Genomic DNA, 25,988 nt, shown 5'->3' on the forward strand with positions numbered 1-25,988 from the left:
CAACCGAACCACCAGGCCCGCATACTCACAGATCACTCGCGGGTGCGGTCGTCAGTCGTGCGTCGGCGCCTGGGTGGTGCAGTTCAGGGTGACGCCGGTCGGGACCAGGCGCTCGACGGAGCCGGGTCGGCCCCCGCTGGCCGCCAACTGGGCGGCGTTGAGGTAGCCGATGAAGAGCTGCTTGCCCGCGGGCATCGCCGAGGGGGTGAACACCAGGTCGACCCTGCCGTTGCTCTGCCGCTCGCCGCTCATGACCTGCGTGACTCCGGGGCCCTGGCCGTGGTCCAGGCTCGCGTCGTCGCCGGACCCCAGGCAGAACTCGCCGACCTTGATGATCACCGGGAGCCCTGCCTTGGCCAGGGCAGCTTGGAGGCCGGCGTGGTCGCTGAAGTACTTCGCCTTGTCCCAGCTGACGTGGACCGTGCCGTCAGTCTTGGTGTCCACGCTGAACGCGACGGTGTGGATGTGCACGGAACCCGCCCCGGTGCTGTTCCCGGCAGCGGTCGGGGCGGTCGCCGGATTGCCGTAGCTGCTGACGCCGAGCGCCAGCCCGGCCGCCGCCGCGGCGACGACGGAGACCTTGGCGAGGCGCTGCCGCCGGGTCCGGGCCCGGCCTGCCGCGGCGATCCGCTCGACCGGGGCGTCCATGGTGACGCCGTCCATGGACTGCCGCAGGGCGCCCAGGACCTGCTCGGCCTCGATGGTGCCCTCGTTCATGCTGTGCAGGCTCATGGCCTGACCTCCAGGTTGTTCGTGCTCACGAAGTGGCCGCGCAGGGTCGCTACGGCCCGGGCCAGATGGGCGGTGACGGTTCCGGGTGCTATCCCCAGAGCCGCGGCCGTGGCCTTGGTGTCGAGGTCGAGGAAGACCCGGAACGCGATCACCTCGCGCTGCCGCTCCGGCAGGCCGCGCAGCGCGGCGAGCAGGTCGGGGTCCAGCCCTGTGTCCGGACCGCGGTCACCGGCGGCGATCTCCGGGGCGTCGGGGGCGACGTCGATGGCGACCTCGCGCCGCCGTCTGCGCCACCACGACACCCGGGTGTTGAACGCGGTCCGGACCACCCAGGCGCGGGGCGCGGGGTGCCGGCGCACCACGTGCCACGACGTCCAGGCGCGGGTGAACGCCTCGGCGACCAGGTCCTCGGCCAACTGCCGATCACCCACCCCGGCCAGCACCGCCCGCAGGCAGACGTCCCGATTGGCCTCGTAGAACTCGCTGAACTCCAACTCCTTCACACCCCCTGAACGCTTCGGGGCCGCGATCGGCTTACCTACTCTGGTGGCCGGCTCCAACGGCAGTCGTCCAAGGCGGAGTTGAAGCCAGCGTGACAGCGGGTCGTCCGGGTGGGGCCAGGCTGAACAGCTCCCGGGCGCGGGGTAGCCGGTACCTCAGGGCGTCGGGCTGGATCGTCAATCGTTGCGCAGTCTCGCCGGCGCTGCCCACGGCGCCCAGCCATGCGGTGAGCGAGGCGGCGTAGGCGGTGCCCCGGGTGCGGTCGTCGGCGTACGCGTGAACGTACCCAGGCGGGTACGGATGAACGCGGACAGGTTCCGATGCCCTCGCCACGCCGGTTCCGGGCGATGCGTCGCCTGGCCAGAGGTGATCGGGTTGAGGCTGGGCGGAGAGATCTGCTGTCGGCCGTCGGCGTTCGGTGTCCCTGGTCACAGCGGAATCGGGAACCGTGGCCGTTGCCCTCCCGTGTCCTTGAGGCGGTGGGGGTGCGTGCCTCGTTCCCGGAGGCAGCCTGTCAGCCTGTCAGGCCGGTGCGGTAGGCATGGATGACGAGGTGTACGCGGTCGCGGGCGTCGAGTTTGGCCAGCAGCCGGGCCACGTGGGTCTTCACGGTCCCGGCGCCGATGCAGAGCCGGTCGGCGATCTCGGCGTTGGACAGCCCTTCGGCAATGAGCAGAAGGACCTCGTGTTCGCGGCTGGTGACGGATCGTGGGAGCGGTGAGGGGGCCGGCCGGGTGGTTGCGGAGGCGGGCCGGTCGGTGTAGGCGGCAATGAGGCGTCGGGTGAGGCCCGGGGCGAGGAGGGCCTCGCCGGCGGCGACGGTGCGGATGGCGGCGTGCAGGTCGTCGGGCGGTGCGTCCTTGAGCAGGAAGCTGCTGGCTCCGGCGCGCAGTGCTCCGAAGAGGTACTCGTCCAGGTCGAAGGTGGTGAGCACCAGGACGCGGGCATGGCCGGCGGCGGTGATGCGGCGGGTGGCCTCGATGCCGTCCATGTCGGGCATGCGGACGTCCATGAGGACGACATCGGGCCGGTGTTCGGCCGCTGCGGCGACCGCCTCGCGGCCGGTGCCGGCGGTGCCGACGACGTGCAGGTCACAGGCGGTGTCCGCGATTCCGGACAGGCCGGCGCGGACCAGTTGCTGGTCGTCGGCGACCAGCACGCGGATCGTCATGGTCGTCCCGGTGGCGGGGCGGGCAGTGGCGAGGGGCCGACCGGGAAGCGGGCGTGGACGCGGAAGCCGCCGGACGCGTTCGGGCCGGCCTCCAGCGTGCCGGCGTACAGCGTGACCCGTTCGCGCATGCCCGGCAGGCCGCGCCCGTCACGCTGCGGGGCCGGCGGGGCGGTGCCGTCGTCGGTCACGGTGACGGTCAGCTCGTCGTGGCCGTGATCGACGGTGACGTGCGCGGTCCTCGCGCCGGCATGTTTGACCACGTTGGTCAGCGCCTCCTGGACGATGCGGTACGCGGCCGCCGCCATGCCCGGCGGCATCGGCTCCACTTCTCCGGTGACGGCGAGATCGACCCGCAGGCCCGCGCGGCGGGTGCGCTCGGCAAGCCGCTCAAGGTCGGCCAGCCCCGGTGCGGGCGCCAGCTCCGGCGCTATGGAGTCGTCGCGCAGCACCCCGAGCACGCGGCGCAGTTCGGTGAGCGTCTCACGGCCGGTCGTCTCGATCGTCTCCAGCGCGCCGCGCGCCTCGGCGGGGCGGTGTTCGGCCACGAGGCGGCCGAAGGCGGCCTGGACGGAGATCACGCTGATCGAGTGGGCGATCACGTCGTGCATTTCGCGGGCCAGGCGCAGGCGTTCCGCGGCCGCCTCGCGGTCGGCGCGTTCCCGTTCCTGCCGCAGCAGCGCGTGCAGGTAGCGGCGGCGCTGGCCGACCGCGAGGCCGACGGCCCAGGCGACGGTGAACAGCAGCGCGAACGGCACGACAGCGCCCGCGTGCGTGAACGTGGGCAGCCCCGTTGCCACCGCCCCTGCCAGACACGTGCCGAACGCGACACCTGCCGTGCGGAACGAGTGCAGTGCGGTCACCCAGAACAGTGCGAGCGCCAGCGGCGGGCCGCCGTAGAAGATGGCCTGCGTGTGCCACGGAGCGAGGGCACAGACGGCCAGCGCGAGGACGAAGGCAGTCGGCGCACCGTACCGGAGGACACGGCGGCGGGCCTGGCGCGGGTTGGGGAACACTGGCCGAGGGTACGCACGGCGCCGTCGCGGCCGCATCGACCTGACGTCGTATGCCGCACGGCAGATGCGAGCCCGGCGAAACCTGTCCCCGGGCAGACGACCCGACCGGCGCTGCTCGGCACAGTGGTGACGTGATTCGATGCGAACACCTCACCAAACGTTTCGGGCGCAGGGCCGCCGTCGACGACCTGACGTTCGACATCCGGCCCGGCCGCGTGACCGGCTTCCTCGGGCCCAACGGCGCCGGGAAATCGACGACGATCCGCGCCCTGCTCGGCCTGGACACCCCGGATTCCGGCGTGGCCCTGATCGATGGCCAGTCCTACCGCCGTATCAACCGGCCGCTGCGGCGCGTTGGCGCGCTGCTCGATGCGGGGGCCGTGCACAAGGCGCGTACAGCATGGGCCCACCTGGCCGCGCTCGCAGCCTCCAACCACATCCGCCGCGACCGGATCGAGGAGGTGCTCGACCTGGTCGGCCTGTCGGACGTCGCCGGCCGCCGGGCCGGCACCTTCTCCCTCGGCATGAAGCAGCGCCTCGGCATCGCCGCCGCACTCCTCGGCGACCCGCCGGTACTCATCTTCGATGAGCCGGTCAACGGCCTCGACCCGGAAGGCATCCGGTGGATCCGGACCCTGATGCGGTCACTGGCCGCCGAGGGACGCACCGTGCTGGTCTCCAGCCATCTGACCGCCGAGATGTCCCTGACCGCCGACCACCTGCTCGTCATCGGCCGCGGCCGCCTGCTCGCCGACACCACGATGAACGAGTTCGTACCGACCGGCGCCTCGCTGGAAGACGCCTATCTCCGCCTCACCGAAGCCGCCGTCGAGTACCGCACCGAAGGGACGGGACGCTGATGTCCGACGCACTGACCGGTGCCCTCGCCTCCGAACTCATCAAACTTCGCTCGCTGCGCGCCACCTGGATCACCGCGCTGATCGCCGTGGCGTTCGGCCTGGCACTCAGCCTGATGGACGTCTCACACACGGCCGACAACTGGCCGCGGCTGAACGCCTCCGACAAGGCACAGTTCGACCCGGTCGGCGACTCACTGTCCGGCTTCGCCTTCGCCGTCCTGGCCTTCGGCGTCCTCGGCGTCGTAGCCGTCAGCGGCGAGTACGCCTCCGGCCTGATCCGTACGACGCTGACCGCCACGCCCCGGCGTGCCGTCGCCTATGCCGCCAAGACGCTGGTGACCGGCGGGCTCGCGCTCGTACTGGGCGAACTGGCAGCCTTCGTCAGCTTCTTCAGCGGACAGGCAGTGCTGGCCGGCCGGCACCTCGACGTGGGCCTGGGAGATCCTGGTGTGTTGCGCGCCGTGTCCTGCGCCGGACTGTACCTGTTCGTCGTCACCATGGTCGGCTACGGGCTCGGCGCCGTCATCCGGCACACCGCCGGGGCAATCGCCGCCGTGTTCGCCCTGGTCTACCTCGGATACGGCGCCGCCAAGGCCGTCGAAGGCTGGTCCTACCTGCCCAGCAAACTGATGCTGTCCAACGCCGCCGACACCCTCGGCCAGGTCCACGCCCACGCCCTGCACCCGGAGCGCATACCGTCGGTCCCCTTCGCCCTGCTCGACCTTGCCCTCTACCTCGCCCTCGCCATCGCCTGCGGAGCCTGGCGCTTCACCCGGGACGCCTGACCCCGACCGACGGGGCGCCGCCGACACCTCGGGGTGCCGGCCTGTCGGTACGGTCGCACCCCTGCCCCCGGCGGCGCTCCCACCAGAAAGAGCGGCAGCCACCCGAAGATCCGAATCGCGCATGCCTGACCCACATCACTCCGCAGGCTTCGTCCGTGGCGACGTCTTTCGCTCCGGTGGTTGGTCTTGGCTGAGACCGCATCCGGCCGCTCTGCGGAGTATCCGGGGTCCTCTCTGCTCCCCGCGCCGTATCACCGGTGCCGGCCGCGGCTTTCCCAGGGCTTCGAGCGACTCCGGCTCGAACCCCGCCCGGCAGTCCGGCAACGCCGTAGCGATGATCGAAGAGATCGCAAAGTCACGCAGCCGGCCATACTCGCCCAGGCCCAGGATCGGAAGTTCCGAAGCACGCCCGCGTAGCGTGGGCCCGCCCATTCGAATGCGGCCTGGGCGCGAAGGCCAGCCCGGCGGGTAAGGCCCCGACGGCTGGGTACGTTCGTCCGTACGCGGCTGATGAGTTGAGACCGTACGCCGACAGCGATCGTGGTCGGCATGGCGTCGATGCCCGGGTGGCGCAGCCGCGAGCGGCCCTCGTCATGTCACGGCCGCACCTCGATCAATCGCGGGTGAGGCCGATAGACCGACTCGGCGTACCGTCAGGGTCTGTCCCGGAGCGATGCCTCTTCGTAGTCCGCGACTGTGTGCCGTAGGTCGGGATGAGCGCCTGGTCGTTCCGCGTCTGGATTCGGGGTTGTCCCATCCGCCGGCCCCTGACGGCCGGCCAACTGACGGTCGGCCAGCCTCGCACACCGTCGCCCGCAGCCCGACAACCGATCACGGGAAGGGCGGGACTTCAGGCTGTCCGCCGTGTGTGCGCAGTTGGTGTTCGTAGGCGAAGATCACGACCTGGACCCGGTCGCGGAGCTGCAGTTTGGTGAGGATGCGGGTGATGTGGGTTTTGACGGTGGCCTCGGTGAGGAAGAGGCGTCCGGCGATCTCGGCGTTGGACAGGCCCGCGGCGATGAGGTGGAACACGTCTCGTTCGCGGGCCGTCAGTCGGGCGAAGTGTGTGCCCGCGTCGTCGGTGCGGGGCCAGGGGGCGATCTGGGCGAAGCGGTCGACGAGACCGCGGGTGATGCGCGGGGTGAGGACGGCGTCGCCGGAGGCCACGGCGCGGATCGCGGCCTGGAGGACGGCCGGGACGACGTCTTTGAGGAGGAATCCGCAGGCTCCGGCGCTGAGGGTCTCCGGGTTGCCGGTCTCGGTCAGCCGTACGTCCAGGCCGGTGCCGCGGGTCTCGTCCACCAGGGTCTTGAGTGAGCCGAGGTCCGGCTGGGGAGCCCGTTCGCCGTCGTCGTCCGTCCGTAGGACACCGAGGAGCCGGCGCATTCCGGTGAGGGACTGCCGGCCGGTCGATGCCGCCTGGAGCATCTTCGCGCGGGCCCCCTGCGGATCGGTTGTCGTGGTCGCGGCGGCGGCCTCGGAGAGGGCTACGACGACGACCAGGCCGTGGGCGACGATGTCGTGCATCTCCCGCGCGATCCGGGCGCGCTCGGCCGCCGCGGCGAGCTGCGCCTGCTGGGCGCGCTCCTCCTCGTGGCCTGCACGGTCCTGTCCGTCGCTGCCGGAACAACCGGCGTCGTCGCCTTTCATCACCAGGTGGAGATCGCCCAGGGCGAGGAGGGCCCCTGACCGGTTCGGCCCGGCGACCGACCGGCGCGCGCTTTCTCGTGCCGCGCACTTCACGCCGGGGAGCTTGAGCTTCTCCCGATACGGCGGGCAGGTTGTCGGTGTCCACCTGCCCGCAGCCGTTCACGCGGGCGAACCTGGGCGACCCGTCGCTGTGTGCCGAGACCATGGCCCACGCGCACGGCATCTCGCCGCGCCACCTCCATCAGCTCTTCCGCCGCCGCGGAGGGCTCACCTTCGCCGCGTGGGTGCGACACGAGCGCCTGTACCGCATTCGGCGCGACCTCCTCGATCCCGCCCTCGCCGGGCGGACAACGGCGGCGATCGCCGCCTGCTGGGGCATGTTCGACGCCGGCCATGTGGGCCGTGCACTCAAGGCCGAGTACGGGCAGACCGCAGCAGAGATCCGGCGCACCGCCGGACCTGCTCACTGACCCCGTCGCCACCGGCCTACCGGTGATTGCCCCGGAACTGCATCCTGTCCTCACTGGTGGTGCGGAGTCGGACATCGACGACGGCGCCCGGTGCGGCTGCTGGCGTGGTCGTCGCGGAACCGTACAGCTGTGGGTGGGCGGTTTGTGAGTCTATGAGTGGTCTGGTGCCCCCGGAGCATGCTCGGCGGATGGATGCCCGGCATCGGGAGTTGCATCAGCGTCCGGTGTCGGTCGAGTCGCCGCGGAAGGAGCTGCGGATCGGTGCGGACCGGTCGAGGGAGTTGGTGGCTCTGGTGCGTGCAAGCCGCAATGGCAGTGTTCGAGACCTCCAGGACAACTTGCCGCCGCGTTGAAAGACGTTGACGAACATGAGGGGCACCGGGCGGGGATGGCCAAGTCGCTCAGCCAGGCTTCCGTGGCACCCGTCCAGTTGTCGTGCCTGCCGGACGAGTTGTCCCGCCCGCTCTTCGACTCCGTGCGCCTGACGGTTCGCTACGACGGCCGAACCGGCGAAGCCGTGTGCGGGATCGTTCTCCCGTCCGGTGTCACGGGGCAGGGGGCGCTCCATCGGATTCCGGGGAACGATGCTCTCGCGATCCGAACATGGTGTGGCGAGGGGCTGTGCCGTGGCCGGCAGGCGGTTATGGGTGAGTTGGGGGCTGTCGCAGGCGGGCGGTCCGCCCAACTCCCCCGTGGGAGGGCGGACCGCCGTCACGCAGGCCCTAGGCCATGTCCGCAAAGTCCCGCCTGCTCCGCGACGCCCGGAGCCCGCCCTCCGGGCGGACGACGGGACTTTGCGGACACGCCCTAGTAGCGCAGCCACTTCCAGGTCTGCGGGCCGACCTTGCCGTCCACGCCGATGCCCGCGTGCTGGTTCTTGTTCACGCGCTTCTGGAACTCATGGACGGCTGCCGTGGTCTTCGAGCCGTACTTGCCGTCGACCGCGAGCTTCTTGCCCTTGGGCGTCTTCCAGTGGTACTTCAGCAGGCACTGCGCCTCCTTGACAGCCGCGCCCTTCGAGCCGTACTTGAGGATCTTCTTGTTGCCGTCGTAGTAGCCGCAGTACCAGGCGTCCGCGGTCCTGTCGCTGTGGACAGCCGCAGCGCTCACGGTCTGAGCGGCCTGGTGGCTCGTGCTCGTGGAAGCGGCCTCGGCCGCCGGGACGATGGCGAGACTGCCCAGGGCCGCCGTCGCGATGGCGATGGCTGTGCGCTTGCGTGCGTTCATGTCGTGGGAGTCCTTTCCCCGTTGTGGTCGCTGGGGCGGCGCGGGGTGGACCGCGCCGCCCGGCTTGCACCACCGACGATGCTGGCCAATTCGCCTGAGGGGCCAGCGAGTTGGACCCGTCCGGGGCATCGTGGGACGTCTCACGCTCTGACCTGCTGGGATATCGCCGCTGATGCCGTGTCCCTGGGACGCGTCAGATGCCTCGGGACGGTGTTCGGGTGGCCGAAATGGGGGTGGCGAGGAATGGCGGAAGGGGAGGAACAGGAACCATGAGCGTGGGGAACGCCTCCATAACGGGGAGTCGAAACACCGGACATGGGGTGGAACATGTCGCGTTGGAAGGAGCTACCCGCATCACTCGACCAGAAGGTGTGGCAACTCGTCGTACAGATGCGGAGGCTGAAGGATCACGGCGGGCTGAGCCTGAGCGCGCTCGCCGCGAAGACGACGTTCAGCAAGTCGTCCTGGGAGCGCTATCTCAACGGCAGGACGTTGCCGCCGCGCTCCGCCGTCGAGGAGCTGGCCCGGGTCTGCGATGCCGATTCCGAGCGGCTGCTGGCCCTGCACGAGGTCGCCGAGTCGGCGTGGGCGGCATCGGCATCGGCATCGAGCCGGAACGGGGAGGGCGAGACGCTCGGGGAGCGGGCGACCGAGCCGCTGAGCGCCGTGGCGTCGCCGCGCCGACGAGGATTGTGGATGACCGTGGGCGGCCTGGGCATCGCCCTCGCGGGCGGTCTCATCGGTGCGCTGCTGGTGTCGGTTCCATGGGCGGGCGGCGGCACGGCTGAGGGCAAGCCGGAGCAGGGGCCGTTGACAGGCGCCCATGAGGGGGCTTACGAGTACGGCGAGACCTACCGCTGCGAGTTCCAGCGGTACGACGGCCGTCTCTATGCGGGACACAGCGCGGACCGCAAGACGGTGATCGGGCTCAACGTGCAGGGCTGGCAGGTGGTCGAGGCCCAGTGTCTCCTCCAGCACGCCAAGTTCTCGCCAGGACGGATCGACGGTCGCTTCGGCCCGAACACCGAGATCGCCGTCGAGCGCTTCCAGCACAGCAAGAAGGGGCTCGACGTCGACGGCCTGGTCGGACCGCAGACCTGGGGGGCGCTCAGCAAATGAGCCAAGAGGCGCCGGAAAGCGTGCTGCTCGCCGAGGCGCTGCGGGAGTTGCGAGGCCGCACGGAGCTGAGCCTGGCCGCGCTCGCCGCGCAGACCGCCTTCAGCAAGTCGTCCTGGGAGCGCTACCTCAACGGCCGGAAGCTGCCCCCGCGTTCGGCGGTGGAAGCGTTGTGCCGGGTGGCGGGAGTGCCCGCCGCCCGCCATGTGGCGCTGTGGGAGCTGGCCGAGGTGGCCTGGAGCGGCCGGGGCGCTCGCCCCGGAGCGGTGGAGTCCGAGCCGGAACCTTCCCGCACCCCGCGGTGGCGCCGTCCCTTGGTGAGGGTGGCCGCGGCCACGGGTATCGTGGCGTGTGCGCTCGCTGCCGTGCTGACGGTGGTACTCCGGTCGGCCGGCGAACCGCACTCTCCCCCTCGTCCCAGCGCGCGCAGCGCCGCCCGGCAGGTCCTCTGCCATGGTGCGGGGTGTACTGGCCAGGAGCCCTTGGCGACAGGGTGTGGCGACGTGGAGGTGCAGGGGGCGCCGAAGGTCCTGCGCACGCTCAGGAGATCGGGTGTCGAGGTGCAGATCCGTTACAAGCCGGAGTGCGGCGCGGCCTGGGTGCGCGTCAGCGGGCAGCGCGTCGGTGACCGCTTCGAGGTGTCCGCGCCGGGCGTGGCGGCACAGCACATGGTGATCGCGGACAAGTACGTCACGGGGATGTACCGCTCCTCACCGATGGTCGCGGTGAAGGCGGGGGACACGAAGGCGATCGAGGCATGCGCCGAATTCGCGGGGAGCGCCGGCCGGGAGTGCTTCCGGCCGTAGTGGAAGGCGCCGTACTCCACTGGAGGGCCGGGCGATCGCGGTGCCGGCGAGGCAGCAGCCGGTCGCCACCGGCCTGCGGATCGTGGTCACCTTGCTGCGGATGACCGCGGGCCCGGAGCGTGCGGGCGCGCTGGCGCAGCACGTGGCCAAGCCGGCCCGGCTGCGCTTTCCCGCCTCCGCTGTACCCGGCGACCTGCACCGCACGATCCTGGAAATGGGCCGGCTCGCACAGCGCCTGATGGCCCAGGCCGCGGAAGTGGTCATCACCAAGGACGTCGAGGCGGCACTCCAGCTGGAGCAGGACGACGACCGGACGGACGAACTGCACCGCATGCTCTTCCAGCACCTGATGGACGACCGCTGGGAGCACGGCGTCGAGACGGCCGTCGACGTCACACTTGTCGGCCGCTACTACGAGCGGTTCGCCGATCACGCGGTCTCGGTCGCCCGGCGGGTGGTGTACCCCGTCACTGGCGAGCACGCGGACGAACTCGTCATGGATACGCCAGTGGTCTCGTGACGCGGCTCGGTCGGTTCACGCCTCCAGCGGCTTCGGGCACTGGCCCCACGGGTCGGTTGCGGCGCCGAGAGCAGGCCGGACCGCGCGGCTGTGCGCAGACTCGCTGCTTCGGCCGTGTCGGTAGCTTCTCCCGTGTGCACTGAGAGTTCCGGTCCGTGCACGACGCCGGCGCCCGGGTACCGGCGGTGCCCGGGCTGCCCTGACGCTGCGGTCCATGAATCTTGCGGATCCGCGCTGGGCAGCGCCCGAGCCGTCGACTCAGGACACCGTCGTACGTCAGGTGCGGGGGTGGGTCTCGTATCAGCGGGCCGCTGACCTGCCGCCGTGACCCTGCTCACCTCAGACGTGTGCGCCGGGTGAGCACCTGTGAATCGATGTCTTACGAGTGGGAAACGAGCGGATGGCCGGACCGTCTCTAGCCTCACGGGGCATGACGGGGAACCGAATTCGCCGACCTGACCTGTCCGTCCGCCTTCCCGGCTGGGGCTCCATCCGTGGCCGTATGGCCATCGTCCTTGCCGTACCCACCTGTCTGCTCCTGGCCCTGACCGGGCTGGGCGTGGCCGACCGCGCGCAGGACTGGTCCGCCGCGCGGGCCACCCAGTCGCAGGTCGCCGTCCTGCTGCGGGTCCAGGACCTGGTCCAGGAGCTGCAGCGCGAACGCGGTCTCACCAACGGCCTGCTGGGCGGCGACAAGGAGTACCGGGACGACGTCGGCGCGCAGCGCGCGCACACCGACGACGCCCGTACGTCCTTGACGGCGGCGCTCTCAGACGAGAGCGGTGATCTACCCGGGGCCGCGGCCTCCGCCCTGCGCCGGGCCCAGCTCCCGCTGGCCGGCCTCACCGGCACCCGCACCGGCGTCGATGCCGGCAGCGCCGACCGCACCGCCACTCTCCGCTTCTACACCCGGGCCGTCACCGACCTGATCGACGCCGAATCGGCCGGCGTGCCCGGCAACGACAGCCGTATCGCCCACGGTGTGGAGGCGTTACAGGCCCTGGCCCGTGCCACGGAGGCCGTCGCCCTCGAACGCGGCTCACTGAACGGCGTGTTCGCCGCGAAGGGGTTCCGCTCCGGCGAGTACCTCGACTTCACCGAGATCCGCGCCACCCGCGTCGCCGCCCTTGGCGAGTTCCGCCAACTCGCGGGCGGCGAAGAAGAATCCGCCCTCGACAAAGCCCTCAAGACGACCGCCGCCCGTCGAGTCCCCCAGTACGAAGCCAAGGCCGAGGCAGGCGCCGACGGTTCGGTCCTCCATGTCGCCCCCGCCCGCTGGTGGAACGACATGACGACGCTCGTCGACGATCTGCACGGCGTGCAGAAACAGGTCGGTGACGACGTCCGCGCCCGAGCCGGCCAGACCGGCGACGCGGCCACCGGGCAGCTCATCGGCTTCCTGGCGCTGGGCGGACTGATCGTCGCCGTGGCCTGCGCACTCGCGGTCTTCTCGGCCCGCTCCATCACCCGCCCCCTGGGAGCCCTGGCCGACGAGGCGGACACGATCGCGGGCACCGGACTGGCGGAAGCGGTCAAGCGCGTCCAGGAGGCAGACCCGGACACCCCCCTGCCCCCCGACCTTGAGGCTGCCGAAGTCCCCGGCACCGCACGGGAGATCACCCGGCTGACCGCCGCCCTGCACAACGTCGAACGCACCGCCGTCGGCCTCGCCGCCGAGCAGGCCGTCCTGCGCCGCAACAGCACCGAGTCCCTGGCCAGCCTCGGCCGCCGCAACCAGGCCCTCCTCGGCCGTCAGCTCGGTCTGATCACCACCCTGGAGAGCCAGGAACTCGACCCGGACGCCCTCGCCGAGCTCTTCGAACTCGACCATCTGGCCACCCGCATGCGCCGCAACGCCGAGTCCTTGCTCGTGCTGGCCGGCGAGGAGTCCCCGGCCCGCGCCTGGCCCGGCACGGTCGCCGTGGCCGATGTGGTGCGGTCGGCCGTCTCGGAGGTCGAGCAGTACCAGCGGGTCGCTGTCACCGACGTACAGCACTGCCGTGTCCGCGGCCACGTGGTCGCCGAACTCTCGCACCTGCTGGCCGAGTTGGTGGAGAACGCGTTGATGTTCAGCCCGCCCGGCCAGCCGGTGGAGGTCTACGGCTGGCGGGACGGCGGCGAGTACTGCCTCGCCGTCGTCGACCGCGGAATCGGGATGACCGTGCAGCGGATGGCCCAGGCCAACACCCTGCTGTCCGGCAGGGGCGGCCCCCTGCTCGCGGCACCCACCCGGTTCCTGGGCCATCATGTCGTCGGCGCGCTCGCCATCCGCCTCGGCGCCCATGTCGAGCTGCGGCCGACACAGGGCTCGGGCGTCACGGCCTACGTCGCCCTGCCCCCCACGCTCGTCCAGCAGCCGGACGCCTCAACTGCCAACGCAGCCACGTGAGTTCCCGTGTCTGGTTGAGGAGTCGCTGCTCTACGGAGGTGAAGCGGGCGTACCACTCACCGAGCCCGTGCCGGACCCGACCTGGTCCCTTCCTTCTGTCGTCTTCACCCTCTTCTTGTGATCCGTTTACCCGACCATGCTTGTCCGTCTCCGGGTGTCCTCGGCCCGTCCCCCGCCCGCCTGGCAGTTCTCCGCAAGCGACCACGCGGTGCGCGAGGCCCGGGAGAAACCAACGCTCCGGATCATCGCGGTTTCGTTCTTCGCTCTCGCCGCCTACGTCACGGTGGATGCCGTACGCGCCCTCACCGGCACCGGCACCGGCACCGGCATCGTGCTCGCGGCACTCTCTCTCGCCGTGATGCCGTTCCTGTCCGCTGCCCAGCGACGCGCGGGACGGGAGCTTGGCTCGGTCTCGGCGGTCGCGGGCTCCAAGCAGACCCTGCTGTGCACATACCTCTCCGCCGTCCTACTCGTCGGCCTGGTGGTCAACGCAGCTCTCGGCTGGGTGTGGGCCGACCCGATCGCGGGGCTCGTCATCGCGGTGGCGGCGGTGAAGGAGGGGCGGGACGCGTGGCGTGGTGACGGCTGCTGCGTGGCACCGGTCGTGAGTACTGCGCAGACCGAGGATGAATGCGGCTGCCAGGCGGGCTGTGCCTGCTGGTGACGCTCAGGAGAACGTCGGTCCGCGCAGGGCGTCGCGCACCTCTGTCAGGTGAGGTTCACCACGGTCACTGTCCCCTTCTGCTCGGGCGTCCGGTGACACCCTCCGCCTGGGGAGTGCCCGCATGGTCCGCCGGACAGAAGGAGACGTGGCGCGGAGCCGCCCCGGCGAACTGCCCCGGCTCCGTACGGTCGGTGGCAGCGCGGCACAGCGCGAGGTGGTCGAGGAGACATTCCTGTACACCCTGATCTCGGCGAGCCGCTGCGATGCCGCCCGGGCGCGCCTGCAGAAACGGCTGGACCGCCGCGCCTCTCCGCACGATCGACGACTCTTGGCGTCGCTTCCGACTCGCTGACCGCGGACGGCTGGGCGAGACCCGACGGCGCCCGCCATTGAAACGGAGAGTGATCCGGCATACCGCTCAACCGCACCTTCACACGCTGACTGTTCCCAGCCCGGATCAGAAAGCCGAGCAGGACTCCTTGACCCGTTGGTCGAGCTCCAGCAGGCCGTCGACAACGAGCACCGGAAACTACAACAGCTGAACGGAAACGAAGAACGTACACGGCAGCGGCTGGTGTGGTTCGAGGCGGCGTGCGAGGTGCAGACCGCAATCACCCGGTTCGCGCGCTCCAAGCGCCTCAGCCGCTACGAGGTCGAGAAGCAGTTGCGTGGCGTCTTTCGAGACATCAGGAGAACCGTCGGACATGGTATGAGCTTGTTCCGGTTTGACGGACACCTTTGGCGTGGTGTGGCCAGGCTGTGAGTGCGGTCTCGTAGTCGACACAGCTCGACGATCTCGGCCTTGAACTCCGGCGTGAACGAACGGTGAGGGCGAGGCTTCTTCTTCCCCATCTTCTCCATGACGGACATCCTCCCGGGGCAGAACCCCTGATCTCAGATGTCCGTTCCCCGCCATCTCACCGGCGCCCTCCGCCGAGGCCTCGCCCACATCGAGCGTCATCCCGAACTCATCGACGGCTGCCTCACCGAGACCGGACGGACCCTCACCTCAGACCACTCGAAGCCAATCCGAGAAGGTCAGTAACCCGCAGGTTCGGACACGCCCAGTCCAGACGACGTCAGCCGGACGCCCCCACCCAGATTTTCACCCCACCGGGGTGTGCCCGTCAGGGCTTTGGATTACTACCGGTAGTCAGTGTCCTTGGTGAAACAGCCACGCCAGACTTCGAGGGAGCCGCCCGCGAACGCGGTGGTGTAGTTGATGACGCGGGTATAGCCGTCGTCGAGGAGCATCGGGAGTGCGGGGCCTGCGGGCAGGCCGTTCGCGAAGGTCTTGGTGATCCAGTCCTGGACCCATGCCGACTCGTTCGTCCATTCGACCGTCGCGAACCCCGCGCCTTTAATGCCGGCGAGCAGTGTTTCGGCGGACACGACGAAGCTGTCGGTGCCGTCGAGTGACCAGGGCATGGGCCAGGGCAGATCGGCTTCGTGCGGTTGGCAGACCTCCCAGACGGCCAGGTGCGCGCCGGGGGCGAGGCGTTCGGCGATGTGACGGAACCAGGTGGTCTTGTCCGGTACGTTCATCTGGACATGCATGGTGAGCGCGGCATCGAAGACCGGATCCGGCCGGAAGCCGGCGATGTCCTCCGCGTGGAACTGGACGAGGTCGCTGAGTCCCGCCCTGGCGGTGAGGTCGCGTGCGGCGTCGACGTAGGCCGGGGTGATGTCGATGCCGACGACGTGGTTGCCGGTGCGGCGGGCGATCTGGCGGGCGGGTCCGCCGAATCCGGAGCCGACGTCCAGGACGACGTCACCCTGGGTCAGGGCGAGGGTGGGGATGAGCAGTTCGACCGCGTCGGCGCCGCCGATGTGGAACTGGTCGAGGTTGTCCAGGGCCCCGTCGGCCGCGGCGTCGAGATCGCGATGGTCGCTCAGGAGTCGGTCGATGGTCTGGGCGACGGCGGTTTCTCCGTAGGTCATGGCACCGGGTCCTTTCGGTTGCTGGTGGTGTCGGTCGGCTCGACCGGCTGGTGTTGCGGGGCGAGTTGCTGCGGGGGCTGAGCGGGCAGGAAGACGGCGGCGAGCAGGGCGCCGGCGAGCGCGACGACTCCGGCGACGACGCATCCGACGCTGAGACCGTGGTCGAAGGCACCGGTCGCGGCCTGACGTACGACGTGGGCCGTGGCGGTCTGGCCGTGGGCGGCGAGCTGACTGGAGACGCCGAACGCCGCCCCGACGGACTGATGTGCGAGGTCCCTCAGCGCGGGCGGCAGTCCTGCGGGGAGCGCGGTGTTGAGCCGCGCGTCGTACAGGGAGGCGTACACGCTGCCGATGACCGCGACCCCGAGGGTTCCGCCGAGCAGGCGGGTGGAGTCGTTGACGGCGGATCCCACGCCGGCCTGGTCGGCTGCGACCGCGCCCATGATGGACTCGGTCGCCGGCGCGGAGGTCAGGCCCATGCCGAGGCCGTAGACGACCATCTGGACGGCGATGGTCCCGTAGCTGAGGGTGGGGGAGATGTCGTCGGCGACCCAGAAGTAGAAGATCGCCTGGAGGGCCAGCCCGGCCGTGACGATCGCCTTGGTGCCGGCACGGACCGCCAGCCGCGTCCCGAGGGTCGATCCGACGGCCACGGAGACCGCGACCGGCAGCAGGTGGACGCCGGTGGACAGTGGGCTGTACGTCCGGACGAACTGGAAGAACTGCGTCATCAGGAAGATGAATCCGAACAGGGTGAAGAACGCGATCGTGACCGAGGCGCTGGCGGCGCTGAAGCGCATGTCGCTGAAGAGCCGTACGTCGAGCATCGGCTCGTCGGCGCGGCGCTCGCCGACGATGAACGCGATCAGCAGGAGCACGGCACCGGCGAACCCGGCGAGCGACGCCGCTGACGCCCAGCCACGGTCCGGGGCCTCGATGACGGTGTACACGAGCAGCCCCATGAAACCGCCGGACAGCACCAGGCCCAGGAAGTCCAGGCGGTGCGGGAGGGGGTTCCGCGACCTGGGGACGAACCATGCCACCAGCGCGATGACGGCCAGAGACACCGGGCCGAGGGCGTAGAAGATGCTCGACCAGCTGTAGTGCTCCAGCAGGAAGCCGCCCGCGATCGGCCCCAGCGCGATGGCCATACCGGCCGTCGCACCCCACAGGCCGATGGACAGCGCCCGCTCCTTGCGGCTGGTGAAGACGCCGGTGAGCAGGGAGAGCGTGGCCGGGAACGTCATCGCGGCCCCCAGACCCATCACGGCCCGGGCCGCGATCAGCTCCGCCGGGGTGCCGGCGTACCCCCCGACGAAGTTGGCTACGCCGAACACCAGCAGACCGGCCATGAGCATGCCCTTGCGGCCGAAGCGGTCGGACAGGCTCCCCGAGGTCATCAGCAGGGCGGCGAACACGAGGTTGTAGGCATCCACCACCCATTGCAACTGTGCGGTGGAGGTACCCAGTTCACGCGTCAGGGTCGGCAGGGCCACGTTGACCAGAGTGGTGTCGAGGTTGATCACGAACGAGGCCATCAGCAGCGCGACGAGCACAAGTGGTTTCGACGGTGCACGAGTCATGGTGGAAGATTAAGCACGACTGGTTGAGTTTTTCTACTGCCTGATTTGGAAAATAAACCATCGGCGGCCTAGGCTTGCCGCATGCGGAGCTATGGCCAGTACTGTTCGATCGCCCGGGCCCTCGACGTCGTGGGCGACCGCTGGACACTGCTGATCGTCCGGGAGCTGCTGCTGCGGGGCCCGTGCCGGTTCACGGACCTGAAGAACGGGCTGCCGGGCGTCGCGGCGAACCTGCTGTCGACCCGCCTCAAGGAACTTGAGGCCGCCGGGCTGATCACGCGCGAGGACGCGCCGCCGCCGGTCGCCACCGTCCTCTACACCCTGAGCGAGACCGGTCTGGAGCTGGAGCCGGTGCTGAAGGCGCTCGGGCTGTGGGGTCTGCGGTTCATGACCGTCGAACGGCCGGACGACGCGTTCCAGGCACAGTGGCTGGCCTACGCCCCGGCCTGGTTCACCGCCGACGCCGACCCCGACGGCCCACCCGCGGTCATCCAACTCGTCGCGTCCGGCGAGCTGGCCGTCATCGAGCTGCGAGACGGCCGGATCCACACCCGGCTCGGCCGCGCCACCGACCCGGACCTCACCCTGGACGGACCGCCCCGTGCCGTCCTCGGACTGCTCAGCGGCGTGATCGATCTCGAACGCGCCGGCGAGATCGGTCTGTCCGTCCGTGGCAGACGCGACCTGCTCGCCCGTTTCCGCCCGGTCCCGCGGGACCGGGTCCGCTGCGAGGACGAGGTCCGCCCATGAGCAGCGGCGCCGACCTATCGGCCATGACCGCGAACGCCGATGCCCGGATCCGACGCCACGTCCTACGACACCGGCGTTCTGCAGCTGCCTGAGCCGTACGCCTCGGCCGAGGCCGCCTGGGGTGCTTCCAGCAGATCCACCGCGTACGCCGAGTCCCCGCTCGCTGACGGATGACCGCTGGCCAAGTGACATGGCGTACACAGCGGCAGCGGACCTGAAGGGACAAGATCGTGAGACGCAAGTGCCGTGTCCCTCACATGAGAAAGTCGGGAAAGCCCAGGTCGTCACGGTGGAACAGGACATTCCGAATGCTGGCCTACAACCGGGGCGCTCGGCATCAGGGTCGCCGCGCGCGGCTCCGGCGCCGGTTCCATGGTCCATCACGCGCTGTTCATCGCCACGGCCAATCCGATCATGCGTCACCTCCTCTTCGAGGGGTTTCCCAGTGAGCGCCGGACGTCGCTTCCGGACACCGACCTGGACGTGGAGTCCGAGTGGTCATCGGTTTCCAGGTACCGCAGCCTCGGGTGGTGAACTCGCCGGCGTGAGCGGCGCAGCTGAGCACAGGACGCCTCTTTCAGCTTCCGTTCGCGGCCGAGCATGGTGGCTGCCGTGCCTGGTTTCGGAAGTGTGCCGGCGATGAGCCGACCACGCGGCGGAACGCGGTGCTGAACGCGCTCTCGGACAGGTAGCCCGTGGCCCGTGCGAGCTCGGAGATCGACAGAGTGTCGCGGGCGAGGGCGTCGCGCGCGAGGCTCATGCGCCATTGGATCAGGTACTCCAGCGGCGGGACCCCGACGTGGCTCTTGAAGGCCTGGGCGAACGCGGAACGCGACATGTGGCTGATCTCGGCGAGTTCCTTGAGGCTCCAGGAGTGGGCCACGTCCGCGTGCACGGCGCGCAGGGCGGCACCGATGCCGTCCTCGTTCAGGGCGCCCAGCCAGCCGGTGGGCCGGTCTGTCTGACCGGCGTGAGCGCGCAGCATGTGCACGAGCAGGATCTGTGCGAGGTGGTTCTGCACCAGCGGGCCGCCGGCGGCGGAGATCCCGACCTCGGTGGCCAGGAGATCGATCAGCTGCGCGAGCCGCCTGCCATGAGGATCGGCCACGCGGACGATCACGAGCGAGGGCAGAAGATCGGTCAGGAGGGCCGCGTTCTTGTCGTCGAACGCGATGTGCCCGACGCAGAGGTAGAGGTCCTCCTCGGACTCCGGGCCGATCCGCACGAAGCCGTCCTCGGCACCCGCCCACACCGGCTTTGCAGGGCGCGGGCTTGCGTCGAGGGTGCTGGCCAGCACGTAAGGCGGCGGGTTGCCCAGCATAAAGGTGTCACCCTCCCGCAGGAGCACCGGCTCGTGCCCTTCGAGGATCAACCAGCACGTGCCACGCACGAGGCCCCCGATCCGCACGTGCAAGAACGTGTCGAAGAGCAAAGCCCACTCTCCGGCGGCCTGGAGATTGGGCCCGATCACCGTGCGGGGCCGGAGCAGGCTGATCGCGTCGGCCACTGGATCCCGGAATCCGAGCACCGACGACAACCTCCTGGACGATACGTAAAGAACTGTGGACTCTGCATCATGGATAGTATCTCCGAACTCACGCAGTCTCGACGTCGAACGGATCGGTATCGAGAGAGTATGGAGACACCCACATGGGGCAGCTGGAAGGCAAGACGTCGGTGGTCACCGGGGGCAGCACCGGTATCGGTCTGGCCACCGCCGTACGGCTGGCGGACGAGGGTGCGCACGTGTTCGTCACCGGGCGACGCCAGTCCGAGCTGGAGGCCGCCGTCAAGACCATCGGAGCGGACCGGGCCACTGCGATCGTCGGCGACATCTCGAAGCCCCAGGACCTGGACCGGCTCTACGAGGCGGTCCAGGCGCGAGGCAGGGGTTTGGACGTGCTCGTGGCGAACGCGGCGGTCGGTGCGTTCGTGACGCTGGAACAGACCACCGAGGAGCACTTCGACCAGACCTTCGCGGTCAACGTCCGAGGCACGCTGTTCACCGTGCAGAAGGCGTTGCCGCTGCTCAATGACGGAGCCTCGATCGTCTTGGTCGGTTCGACGGCCGGCGACCGTGGAATGGAGGCGTTCGGCGCGTACGCGGCGTCGAAGGCGGCCGTCCGGTCCTTCGCGCGGACGTGGTCCGTCGAGCTCAAAGGCCGTGGCATCCGGGTCAACGTGGTCTCGCCGGCATGGATCGAAACTCCCGGGGGCACCGCCGCCTTCGGCGACGAGGAGACCGCCCGGGCCGTCAAGGAGAATGTCGCCGCGACCGTGCCCAAGGGCCGCATGGGTCAGCCTGAGGAGGCCGCCGCAGTCGTGGCCTTCCTGGCCTCGGAACAGAGCAGCTACGTCGTCGGCGCGAACATCTACGTCGACGGTGGCACGAACCAGATCTGAGCAGGCACCACACAGCGGGTGACATCTGAAGTGTCCCAGGTTCTATGCCGCTACTACGAGGAGCGTGCGGTGAACCGCCCGTCGCCTCGCTGGCTCAGCCGGCCGCGGTCGGCGAGCTTCGTCATCTTCGCGCGCAGCGGTTCCAGCTTGCCGCGCACCGTCACCTGAAGGCCCAGTTCCTGGCCCACCGCCCGTACCCGGACGGGGCCGTCGGCGGCCCGCACGATCGCCAGGATCTTGCGGGAGTCAGCGGGCAGCGCGGCCTCGTCGGGGATTCTCGCTGCGGTGCCGGATCAGCGGGACCGCCCGCCCCGCCACCCGGGCGGGAGTCGGGGCGACGGTAGCGGCGGCCTCCGCCGCGGCCCGGTCCTGCTCGGCCAGCCGGTTCGGGACCCGCTCGGCGATCAGCAGCTCCTCCCGCTGGGCCTGGACCTCCTGCAGCTGCTTGGCCGACTCCTCGGCCAGCGTGTCCAGTTCACGCCGGCGAGCCGCGAGCCGCTCCAGCTCCCGCTTGCCCATGCCCTCCCCGCGCTCTCCCGGCACCGGCCCGGGCAGGGATCGTAGGAGGGACACGGCGGTCGGCGCAGCAGAATCCGGCAACGGCCTGGCGACAGGTCAGACGATCTTCACCGTGGACACCCGCCGACGACCAGCCCGAGTGCCCCGCCCGCCCCGCACACCAGACCCGTGACCTGCGTACTTCATGTTGCACAGTCTCATTGGGAATGCGGCACTCTTCGCCCGGATGCCGACCCGCTGCGTGCGTGGTGGTACGTCTTCGATCAGCGGTCGATGGCGGCCATGTTGTCCGCGTCGTAGCGCTCGCCGGAGGCCCGGGGCAGGTCGTTCAGGCGGGCGACGTGGCTGGCAGTGAGCTCGATGCGGTCGGCGGCGGCGTTCTCCTCCAGCCGGGCGACTCGCTTGGTGCCGGGGATGGGCGCGATGTCGTCACCCTGGGCGAGCAGCCAGGCCAAGGAGACCTGCGCGGGTGTGGTGTCGATCTCGGCGGCTACGGCCCGGACCTCGTCGACGATTCGCAGGTTGCGTTCCAGGTTGCCGTCGGCGAAGCGGTGGTTGGTGCGGCGCCAGTCGTCGGCGTCAAGATCGTTCAGGGAGCGGATGCTGCCGGTCAGGAAGCCGCGGCCAAGCGGGGAGTACGGCACGAAGCCGATACCCAGTTCGCGCAGGACGGGCAGGATCTCGGCCTCCGGGTCGCGGGTCCACAGCGAGTATTCGGACTGGACCGCGGTGACCGGATGCACGGCGTGAGCGCGGCGGATCGTGGCGGGGCCGGCCTCCGACAGGCCGATGTGGCGGATCTTGCCTGCGGTCACCAGTTCGGCCAGCGCGCCAACGGCCTCTTCGATGGGCGTACCGGGGTCTACCCGGTGCTGGTAGTAGAGGTCGATGTAGTCGGTACCCAGGCGCTTCAGTGATCCCTCCACGGCCAGGCGGATGTTGGCCGGGGTGCTGTCCGGAGCCGTGCCACCGGTGTGGGAGATCAGGCCGAACTTGGTCGCCAGCACGACCTCGTCCCGGCGCCCCTGCACGGCCCGGCCGACCAGCCCCTCGTTGATGAAGGGGCCGTACCCCTCAGCGGTGTCGATATGGGTGACCCCGAGGTCCAGAGCGCGGTGGATCGTGCGGATCGACTCGTCGTCGAACTGGCCGGCGCCGGTGTAGAACGCCGACATTCCCATGGCTCCGAGACCGATGCGCGAGACCTTGAGGCCTCCGAGCGAAACGGTTTTCATGGCGCGGACTTCCCTTCCCATTAGTTCAGTACCGGTCGGTGCAGAACAGTAGCACATCAAGACCGACCGGTACTGAACTGCGTTCGCCACCTTGTGGGATGAAACTGCTGGTCGGCGGGGATCTGTACCGAGTGGTACGCTTGTGGCATGGGTGACTCCCGTAGGGCCGTCATGGGTCGGCCGCGAGGATTCGACATCGACCAGGCGCTGGAACGGGCGATGCGGGTGTTTTGGGCGCGAGGTTACGAAGGTGCAAGCCTCGCTGAACTGACCGGCGCCATGGGGATCACCAAGACGAGCATGTACGCGGCCTTCGGCAACAAGGAGCAGTTGTTCCGCAAGGCCCTCCAGCGCTACGGTGCGGGGCCCGCCGCCTACGCCACGCACGCCCTGGAGGAGCCCACCGCACGGGCTGTGGCCTTGGCGTTCCTCCGAGGAGCGGTCTGCACCACGACCCCTCCCGACGGCCCCTCCGGGTGCCTGACCGTGCAGGGTGCGCTGGCGTCGAGCGACGAGAGCCGGGCCGTCCACGACCTGCTTGTCGACTGGCGCAACGACGCGGGGGTCCGCCTTGAGGAGCGCTTCCGGCGTGCCGTCAACGAGGGTGATCTTCCGCGCAACGCCGACCCTCGGCGTCTTGCCCGGTTCATCATGACGATGGGTTTCGGCATCGCAGTGCAGGCCGCCAACGGCCTCGGTCCTGCTGAGCTCGATGAGATCGTCGACACGGCGTTGCTCGGCTGGCCTGCCTAGCGGCTGCACCCCTTCGCTCGCCCCGGTGAGACATTCTCCGCGCATGAGGGCCGTGACGGTGCGGCAAAACTTCGGTACCGTCCGGGACAGAAGTTTCGAGCAGTGGGTCTTTCCCTGCCGACGATCACCGTGCCGAAACCGTCAAGAGCCGTCGCGAAACGCCGAGCATGACCTCCGCTCCGGGGGCCGAAGAAGGAGATCATGTCCGACACCGACCTGCGCGAGTTCTACCGGCGCTACATCGGGGCGCTCAACGCCCACGAGATCTACCGCATGGACGAGTTCATCAACGACGAGACCACCCTGAACGGTGAGCCGGGCACTCGGGACCAGGTCATCGCTGTGCTGAACGGCGACATCGACGCGGTCCCGGACTTCCACTGGGAACCCCGGGAGATCGCGGTCGATGGTGATCGCCTGGCCGCCCGTCTGACCAACACGGGCACGCCCGCCAAGGAGTGGCTCGGCGTGGCTCCCACCGGCGCCTCTTTCGAGATCGTCGAGTACGCCATCTACCAGGTTCGTGACCGGCGGTTCGTGCACATGACGGCCCTGCACGACGCCGAGACCCTGAGGCGGCAGCTCGGTGCCTGACCCCCGTAAGCCGATCGGTGTCGGCATCGTCGGCCTTAGAGGTCCTAACAGAAGTCGTTGATCATGTGACTTTCGGCTTGGGCGGTCGTTGGTCTGGTCGTGGGGAAACATCAGTCGCGGCCGTGGATCGGGTCGGATGAACTGTGGTCGCTCATCGAGCCGTTGCTGCCGGAGCCGGGACCGAAACTGGTCGAGGGCCGGCCGCGGATACCGGACCGTCAGGCGTTGTGCGGGATCCTGTTCGTGCTGCGCACCGGCATCCAGTGGGAGTACCTGCCGCAGGAGTTGGGCTTCGGCTCGGGCATGACGTGCTGGCGGCGCCTGGCCGCGTGGAACGAGGCCGGTGTGTGGGAGGCACTGCACCTCGTGCTGCTGAAGAGGCTGCGGGCCTCGAAGAAGCTGGACTGGTCGCGGGCGGTGATCGACTCCTCCCATGTGCGGGCCGCTCGGCGGGGCCCCAAAGCGGTCCCAGCCCGGTCGACCGCGCACGGCCGGGCGGCAAGCACCACGTCCTCACCGACGCCCAGGGCATCCCGCTCGCGGTGTCATTGACCGGCGGCAACCGCAACGACGTCACCCAGTTGCTGCCCCTGCTCGACAAGGTTCAGGCTGTGACCGGCGTCGTCGGCCGGCCCTGACACCGACCCGCCGCGCTCCTCGCCGACCGCGGCTACGACCGCGACAAGTACCGGCGCCTGCTCTGGGCCCACGGGATCCGCCCGGTCATCGCCGAACGAGGCCAGCCCCACGGTTCCGGCCTGGGCATCTTCCGGTATGTCGTGGAAAGAACAATCGCCTGGCTGCACGGCCTTCGTCGCCTACGCATCCGATGGGAGCGACGCGACGACATCCACGAGGCCTTCCTCGGCCTCGCCACCTGCCTCATCACCTACCGGCATGTGCAACGGCTTTGTTAGAACCTCTTAGTCGTGAATCCACCGACCAGGAGCCTCCTTCATGCCTGCGGCCGGGGCAACCCGCCCAACCACCTGTCAGGTTGGAGCCGACTCTGTGTCAGGTGGCGGTCCTCCTACCGCAACATGCATCCCGATGAGGTGCCTCGAGTAGGTCGAGCCCCTCTACTGTTCCGGCCGGAAGGCGCCCCGCCGACTCCAGTGGCCGAAGACGCTCAGGAAGACAGGGTTGTTGTCGCACCAGCTCGTCGGTAAAGGCTCTCAGCTCCGGATCGGTTAGGTCCTCCGTCCGGAGTCGGGCGAGCAAGTACGCCGACGCAGTGACCGCGCTTTCCGGAGCGAGCTGGTAGGCAGCTTGGGTAGCCGAAACGTTGGCGTATCTGCCTTGCTCGTCGAGCGCCGAAGTGAGGAACCTGTGAGCCCGCTCGATCCGCACAAGGTGCACCAGTTGCAAGACAGCGTCCGGATGGCAGTCGACACGCAAGTCCACCGGCCTGTATTCCGGATCGCTGTGGAACGTCCTGATGAAGGCCGACATGCGCCCACGCACATCGCCACCCAACACGTCTGCGTGGTGCGCCGACTGGACGAGTCGGGAAGCCAACGACATCTGGGGGTCGAGCGACCGGAAGTATTCGGTCACCAAGATGGGAAGGGAGTCAACCGCCATGAGGTTCGCGGCACAGCAGATGTTCTGCTCGCAAGCAGCCCCGGCGAACGCCTCCGTGTCCGAGCCAGTGAATGCGAAGGTGTCGCCGCTAGTCGATAGTCCAGCCACCTGACCGGATTCGGAACCAGGTGTTTGGCTGAGCTCGGCAACGGCATCGGACCACGCGTCCGAAGCAAGGTTCGGAAGCAGACGAGATGCCCACGCTGGATCGCCAAGCGCCTGCACGGCGACAAGTCCGTATTTGTGGGAGTGGTGCACAATGCCGGCTCCGACGGCAAGCCCAAAGCTGAACGAGGCAACCCCTAACTCACCAGTTTGCGGGTCCGCCGCGAGAATCGTGAAAGTCACACACCTTCCCCCCTTACAAGTATCGAGCAGAGACCTCGTCGCGGTAGGCCCTGGTGAGGATTGGTGCGGCTTCAAAGACACTCACCACGCGCCCAGCTTCATTGTCAAGGCTGTGTCCTGCGTTCTGAGGTTCCTCCGGCGTGTGGGAGGTGCTGATCAGCTGGTCAGGGCGGGTTGCCGTGGCAGGGCTGTTTCAAAGTCCGAGTGACGCTGCGCAGTCGCAGGTCTGCGTGGCGTGTCGACTGCCGTTCGACCCGTTTCTCATGTGCGGTCTGTTGGGTTGGTGTCGGTGATGGTGAGAGTTGGTGGTGCTGGTCTGGTGGTGTGTTGTGTCGGTGTTGGTCGGTGGGGTGTTGGGGCGGGACGGGCATTGT

28 protein-coding genes and 4 pseudogenes are annotated in these 25,988 nt (G+C 69.4%); 18 read left to right on the plus strand and 14 right to left on the minus strand.

The window, feature by feature from the left end:
• Window positions 1-51: 51 nt before the first annotated feature.
• The 5 genes from AC31A1_RS06010 to AC31A1_RS06030 form a co-directional block, all read right to left on the minus strand.
• Window positions 52-732 carry a hypothetical protein gene (locus tag AC31A1_RS06010; protein ID WP_489652203.1) on the minus strand — a complete coding sequence of 227 codons (681 nt, stop codon included), beginning with the start codon at window positions 730-732 and terminating at the stop codon, window positions 52-54.
• Window positions 729-1,226 (minus strand): sigma-70 family RNA polymerase sigma factor, encoded by a 498-nt coding sequence (locus AC31A1_RS06015; RefSeq protein WP_489652204.1) that lies wholly within the window; start codon window positions 1,224-1,226, stop codon window positions 729-731. Before AC31A1_RS06015 ends, AC31A1_RS06010 begins: the two co-directional genes overlap by 4 nt.
• Before the next feature lie 40 nt (window positions 1,227-1,266).
• Complete coding sequence (locus AC31A1_RS06020; RefSeq protein ID WP_489652205.1) at window positions 1,267-1,665, minus strand: helix-turn-helix domain-containing protein; 399 nt, start codon at window positions 1,663-1,665, stop codon at window positions 1,267-1,269.
• Window positions 1,666-1,747: 82 nt separating this feature from the next.
• Window positions 1,748-2,404, minus strand: a complete 657-nt coding sequence (locus AC31A1_RS06025) for a response regulator (RefSeq protein ID WP_489652206.1) — start codon at window positions 2,402-2,404, stop codon at window positions 1,748-1,750.
• Entirely contained in the window at window positions 2,401-3,417 is a 1,017-nt protein-coding gene (locus AC31A1_RS06030; protein WP_489652207.1) for a sensor histidine kinase, read from the minus strand. The genes AC31A1_RS06025 and AC31A1_RS06030 overlap by 4 nt, the downstream gene beginning before the upstream one ends.
• Before the next feature lie 131 nt (window positions 3,418-3,548).
• Here AC31A1_RS06030 and AC31A1_RS06035 point away from each other — a divergent pair, with 131 nt between their 5' ends.
• Both AC31A1_RS06035 and AC31A1_RS06040 read left to right on the plus strand, forming a co-directional pair.
• A complete protein-coding gene (locus tag AC31A1_RS06035; RefSeq protein WP_489652208.1) occupies window positions 3,549-4,277 on the plus strand; it encodes an ABC transporter ATP-binding protein in 729 nt (242 codons plus the stop codon).
• The gene (locus AC31A1_RS06040) at window positions 4,277-5,062 is read left to right on the plus strand and encodes an ABC transporter permease (RefSeq protein WP_489652209.1); all 786 of its coding nucleotides are present in this window, start codon (window positions 4,277-4,279) and stop codon (window positions 5,060-5,062) included. The genes AC31A1_RS06035 and AC31A1_RS06040 overlap by 1 nt, the downstream gene beginning before the upstream one ends.
• Window positions 5,063-5,893: 831 nt before the next feature.
• On the opposite strand, the gene AC31A1_RS06045 is transcribed toward AC31A1_RS06040, so the two are convergent.
• Window positions 5,894-6,589 (minus strand): LuxR C-terminal-related transcriptional regulator, encoded by a 696-nt coding sequence (locus tag AC31A1_RS06045; RefSeq protein ID WP_489652210.1) that lies wholly within the window; start codon window positions 6,587-6,589, stop codon window positions 5,894-5,896.
• On the opposite strand from AC31A1_RS06045, the gene AC31A1_RS06050 reads away from it, so the two are divergent.
• Together AC31A1_RS06050 and AC31A1_RS06055 are read left to right on the plus strand one after the other, a co-directional pair.
• On the plus strand, window positions 6,569-6,751 hold the full coding sequence (locus AC31A1_RS06050) for a hypothetical protein (protein ID WP_489652211.1): 183 nt from the start codon (window positions 6,569-6,571) through the stop codon (window positions 6,749-6,751). The genes AC31A1_RS06045 and AC31A1_RS06050 overlap by 21 nt on opposite strands.
• 98 nt (window positions 6,752-6,849) lie before the next feature.
• Window positions 6,850-7,182: a helix-turn-helix transcriptional regulator gene (locus tag AC31A1_RS06055; protein ID WP_489652230.1), complete on the plus strand. Its 333-nt coding sequence runs from the start codon at window positions 6,850-6,852 to the stop codon at window positions 7,180-7,182.
• Between the two features lie 807 nt (window positions 7,183-7,989).
• Here AC31A1_RS06055 and AC31A1_RS06060 read toward each other — a convergent pair.
• A complete protein-coding gene (locus AC31A1_RS06060) occupies window positions 7,990-8,409 on the minus strand; it encodes a peptidoglycan-binding domain-containing protein (RefSeq protein WP_489652212.1) in 420 nt (139 codons plus the stop codon).
• Between the two features lie 327 nt (window positions 8,410-8,736).
• On the opposite strand from AC31A1_RS06060, the gene AC31A1_RS06065 reads away from it, so the two are divergent.
• The 7 genes and pseudogenes from AC31A1_RS06065 to AC31A1_RS06095 all read left to right on the plus strand — a co-directional run bounded on the left by AC31A1_RS06065 (window position 8,737) and on the right by AC31A1_RS06095 (window position 14,667).
• Complete coding sequence (locus tag AC31A1_RS06065) at window positions 8,737-9,528, plus strand: peptidoglycan-binding protein (protein ID WP_489652213.1); 792 nt, start codon at window positions 8,737-8,739, stop codon at window positions 9,526-9,528.
• Window positions 9,525-10,331: a helix-turn-helix domain-containing protein gene (locus AC31A1_RS06070; protein ID WP_489652214.1), complete on the plus strand. Its 807-nt coding sequence runs from the start codon at window positions 9,525-9,527 to the stop codon at window positions 10,329-10,331. The genes AC31A1_RS06065 and AC31A1_RS06070 overlap by 4 nt, the downstream gene beginning before the upstream one ends.
• Window positions 10,332-10,350: 19 nt before the next feature.
• Window positions 10,351-10,851, plus strand: a pseudogene (locus tag AC31A1_RS06075) (phosphate signaling complex PhoU family protein); the annotation flags it as partial.
• A 430-nt stretch (window positions 10,852-11,281) separates the two neighbouring features.
• Window positions 11,282-13,240, plus strand: coding sequence for a sensor histidine kinase (locus AC31A1_RS06080; RefSeq protein ID WP_489652215.1), 1,959 nt, complete (start codon window positions 11,282-11,284; stop codon window positions 13,238-13,240).
• Between the two features lie 148 nt (window positions 13,241-13,388).
• A pseudogene (locus AC31A1_RS06085) lies at window positions 13,389-13,904 on the plus strand (cation efflux transmembrane domain-containing protein); the annotation flags it as partial.
• 121 nt (window positions 13,905-14,025) lie between these two features.
• Window positions 14,026-14,256: a hypothetical protein gene (locus tag AC31A1_RS06090; RefSeq protein WP_489652216.1), complete on the plus strand. Its 231-nt coding sequence runs from the start codon at window positions 14,026-14,028 to the stop codon at window positions 14,254-14,256.
• 135 nt (window positions 14,257-14,391) lie between these two features.
• Window positions 14,392-14,667 carry a hypothetical protein gene (locus tag AC31A1_RS06095; RefSeq protein WP_489652217.1) on the plus strand — a complete coding sequence of 92 codons (276 nt, stop codon included), beginning with the start codon at window positions 14,392-14,394 and terminating at the stop codon, window positions 14,665-14,667.
• 380 nt (window positions 14,668-15,047) lie between these two features.
• Here AC31A1_RS06095 and AC31A1_RS06100 read toward each other — a convergent pair whose 3' ends face one another.
• Both AC31A1_RS06100 and AC31A1_RS06105 read right to left on the minus strand, forming a co-directional pair.
• A complete protein-coding gene (locus tag AC31A1_RS06100) occupies window positions 15,048-15,845 on the minus strand; it encodes an SAM-dependent methyltransferase (RefSeq protein WP_489652218.1) in 798 nt (265 codons plus the stop codon).
• Window positions 15,842-17,428, minus strand: coding sequence for a DHA2 family efflux MFS transporter permease subunit (locus tag AC31A1_RS06105; RefSeq protein WP_489652219.1), 1,587 nt, complete (start codon window positions 17,426-17,428; stop codon window positions 15,842-15,844). Before AC31A1_RS06105 ends, AC31A1_RS06100 begins: the two co-directional genes overlap by 4 nt.
• An 81-nt stretch (window positions 17,429-17,509) precedes the next feature.
• On the opposite strand from AC31A1_RS06105, the gene AC31A1_RS06110 reads away from it, so the two are divergent.
• The 3 genes and pseudogenes from AC31A1_RS06110 to AC31A1_RS06120 all read left to right on the plus strand — a co-directional run.
• Entirely contained in the window at window positions 17,510-18,178 is a 669-nt protein-coding gene (locus AC31A1_RS06110) for a winged helix-turn-helix transcriptional regulator (protein WP_489652220.1), read from the plus strand.
• Window positions 18,179-18,217: 39 nt separating this feature from the next.
• Entirely contained in the window at window positions 18,218-18,352 is a 135-nt protein-coding gene (locus AC31A1_RS06115) for a hypothetical protein (protein ID WP_489652221.1), read from the plus strand.
• Window positions 18,353-18,505: 153 nt separating this feature from the next.
• Window positions 18,506-18,670: pseudogene (locus AC31A1_RS06120) on the plus strand (hypothetical protein); the annotation flags it as partial.
• A gap of 85 nt (window positions 18,671-18,755) precedes the next feature.
• Here the strand turns inward: AC31A1_RS06120 and AC31A1_RS06125 are convergent.
• Window positions 18,756-19,685 (minus strand): AraC family transcriptional regulator, encoded by a 930-nt coding sequence (locus AC31A1_RS06125; protein ID WP_489652222.1) that lies wholly within the window; start codon window positions 19,683-19,685, stop codon window positions 18,756-18,758.
• Window positions 19,686-19,828: 143 nt separating this feature from the next.
• Between AC31A1_RS06125 and AC31A1_RS06130 the strand changes: the two genes are divergently transcribed.
• Window positions 19,829-20,581: an SDR family NAD(P)-dependent oxidoreductase gene (locus AC31A1_RS06130; protein WP_489652223.1), complete on the plus strand. Its 753-nt coding sequence runs from the start codon at window positions 19,829-19,831 to the stop codon at window positions 20,579-20,581.
• Window positions 20,582-20,634: 53 nt separating this feature from the next.
• Here the strand turns inward: AC31A1_RS06130 and AC31A1_RS06135 are convergent, their stop codons facing one another.
• The 3 genes from AC31A1_RS06135 to AC31A1_RS06145 all read right to left on the minus strand — a co-directional run bounded on the left by AC31A1_RS06135 (window position 20,635) and on the right by AC31A1_RS06145 (window position 22,335).
• A complete protein-coding gene (locus tag AC31A1_RS06135; RefSeq protein WP_489652224.1) occupies window positions 20,635-20,805 on the minus strand; it encodes a hypothetical protein in 171 nt (56 codons plus the stop codon).
• 22 nt (window positions 20,806-20,827) lie between these two features.
• The gene (locus AC31A1_RS06140; protein ID WP_489652225.1) at window positions 20,828-21,100 is read right to left on the minus strand and encodes a hypothetical protein; all 273 of its coding nucleotides are present in this window, start codon (window positions 21,098-21,100) and stop codon (window positions 20,828-20,830) included.
• Window positions 21,101-21,363: 263 nt separating this feature from the next.
• Window positions 21,364-22,335: an aldo/keto reductase gene (locus AC31A1_RS06145; RefSeq protein ID WP_489652226.1), complete on the minus strand. Its 972-nt coding sequence runs from the start codon at window positions 22,333-22,335 to the stop codon at window positions 21,364-21,366.
• A gap of 147 nt (window positions 22,336-22,482) precedes the next feature.
• On the opposite strand from AC31A1_RS06145, the gene AC31A1_RS06150 reads away from it, so the two are divergent.
• The 3 genes and pseudogenes from AC31A1_RS06150 (at window position 22,483) to AC31A1_RS06160 (ending at window position 24,599) form a co-directional block, all read left to right on the plus strand.
• Window positions 22,483-23,088 carry a TetR/AcrR family transcriptional regulator gene (locus AC31A1_RS06150; RefSeq protein ID WP_489652227.1) on the plus strand — a complete coding sequence of 202 codons (606 nt, stop codon included), beginning with the start codon at window positions 22,483-22,485 and terminating at the stop codon, window positions 23,086-23,088.
• Window positions 23,089-23,289: 201 nt separating this feature from the next.
• A complete protein-coding gene (locus AC31A1_RS06155; protein WP_489652228.1) occupies window positions 23,290-23,682 on the plus strand; it encodes an ester cyclase in 393 nt (130 codons plus the stop codon).
• 126 nt (window positions 23,683-23,808) lie between these two features.
• Window positions 23,809-24,599: pseudogene (locus tag AC31A1_RS06160) on the plus strand (IS5 family transposase).
• Window positions 24,600-24,696: 97 nt separating this feature from the next.
• Here AC31A1_RS06160 and AC31A1_RS06165 read toward each other — a convergent pair.
• Complete coding sequence (locus AC31A1_RS06165; RefSeq protein ID WP_489652229.1) at window positions 24,697-25,614, minus strand: DUF1028 domain-containing protein; 918 nt, start codon at window positions 25,612-25,614, stop codon at window positions 24,697-24,699.
• Between the last annotated feature and the right edge of the window lie 374 nt (window positions 25,615-25,988).

The organism is Streptomyces sp. P5F9, assembly GCF_057961495.1.

Bases quoted from the DNA above. Each gene is read 5' to 3' on its own strand.
- AC31A1_RS06040 (WP_489652209.1), top strand. From the start codon at position 4,277: ATGTCCGACGCACTGACCGGTGCCCTCGCCTCCGAACTCATCAAACTT.
- AC31A1_RS06080 (WP_489652215.1), top strand. From the start codon at position 11,282: ATGACGGGGAACCGAATTCGCCGACCTGACCTGTCCGTCCGCCTTCCC.
- AC31A1_RS06070 (WP_489652214.1), top strand. From the start codon at position 9,525: ATGAGCCAAGAGGCGCCGGAAAGCGTGCTGCTCGCCGAGGCGCTGCGG.
- AC31A1_RS06045 (WP_489652210.1), bottom strand. From the start codon at position 6,589: ATGCACGACATCGTCGCCCACGGCCTGGTCGTCGTCGTAGCCCTCTCC.
- AC31A1_RS06155 (WP_489652228.1), top strand. From the start codon at position 23,290: ATGTCCGACACCGACCTGCGCGAGTTCTACCGGCGCTACATCGGGGCG.
- AC31A1_RS06115 (WP_489652221.1), top strand. From the start codon at position 18,218: ATGCCCGGATCCGACGCCACGTCCTACGACACCGGCGTTCTGCAGCTG.
- AC31A1_RS06105 (WP_489652219.1), bottom strand. From the start codon at position 17,428: ATGACTCGTGCACCGTCGAAACCACTTGTGCTCGTCGCGCTGCTGATG.
- AC31A1_RS06090 (WP_489652216.1), top strand. From the start codon at position 14,026: ATGGTCCGCCGGACAGAAGGAGACGTGGCGCGGAGCCGCCCCGGCGAA.
- AC31A1_RS06065 (WP_489652213.1), top strand. From the start codon at position 8,737: ATGTCGCGTTGGAAGGAGCTACCCGCATCACTCGACCAGAAGGTGTGG.
- AC31A1_RS06150 (WP_489652227.1), top strand. From the start codon at position 22,483: ATGGGTGACTCCCGTAGGGCCGTCATGGGTCGGCCGCGAGGATTCGAC.
- AC31A1_RS06130 (WP_489652223.1), top strand. From the start codon at position 19,829: ATGGGGCAGCTGGAAGGCAAGACGTCGGTGGTCACCGGGGGCAGCACC.
- AC31A1_RS06025 (WP_489652206.1), bottom strand. From the start codon at position 2,404: ATGACGATCCGCGTGCTGGTCGCCGACGACCAGCAACTGGTCCGCGCC.
- AC31A1_RS06100 (WP_489652218.1), bottom strand. From the start codon at position 15,845: ATGACCTACGGAGAAACCGCCGTCGCCCAGACCATCGACCGACTCCTG.
- AC31A1_RS06140 (WP_489652225.1), bottom strand. From the start codon at position 21,100: ATGGGCAAGCGGGAGCTGGAGCGGCTCGCGGCTCGCCGGCGTGAACTG.
- AC31A1_RS06060 (WP_489652212.1), bottom strand. From the start codon at position 8,409: ATGAACGCACGCAAGCGCACAGCCATCGCCATCGCGACGGCGGCCCTG.
- AC31A1_RS06145 (WP_489652226.1), bottom strand. From the start codon at position 22,335: ATGAAAACCGTTTCGCTCGGAGGCCTCAAGGTCTCGCGCATCGGTCTC.
- AC31A1_RS06110 (WP_489652220.1), top strand. From the start codon at position 17,510: ATGCGGAGCTATGGCCAGTACTGTTCGATCGCCCGGGCCCTCGACGTC.
- AC31A1_RS06010 (WP_489652203.1), bottom strand. From the start codon at position 732: ATGAGCCTGCACAGCATGAACGAGGGCACCATCGAGGCCGAGCAGGTC.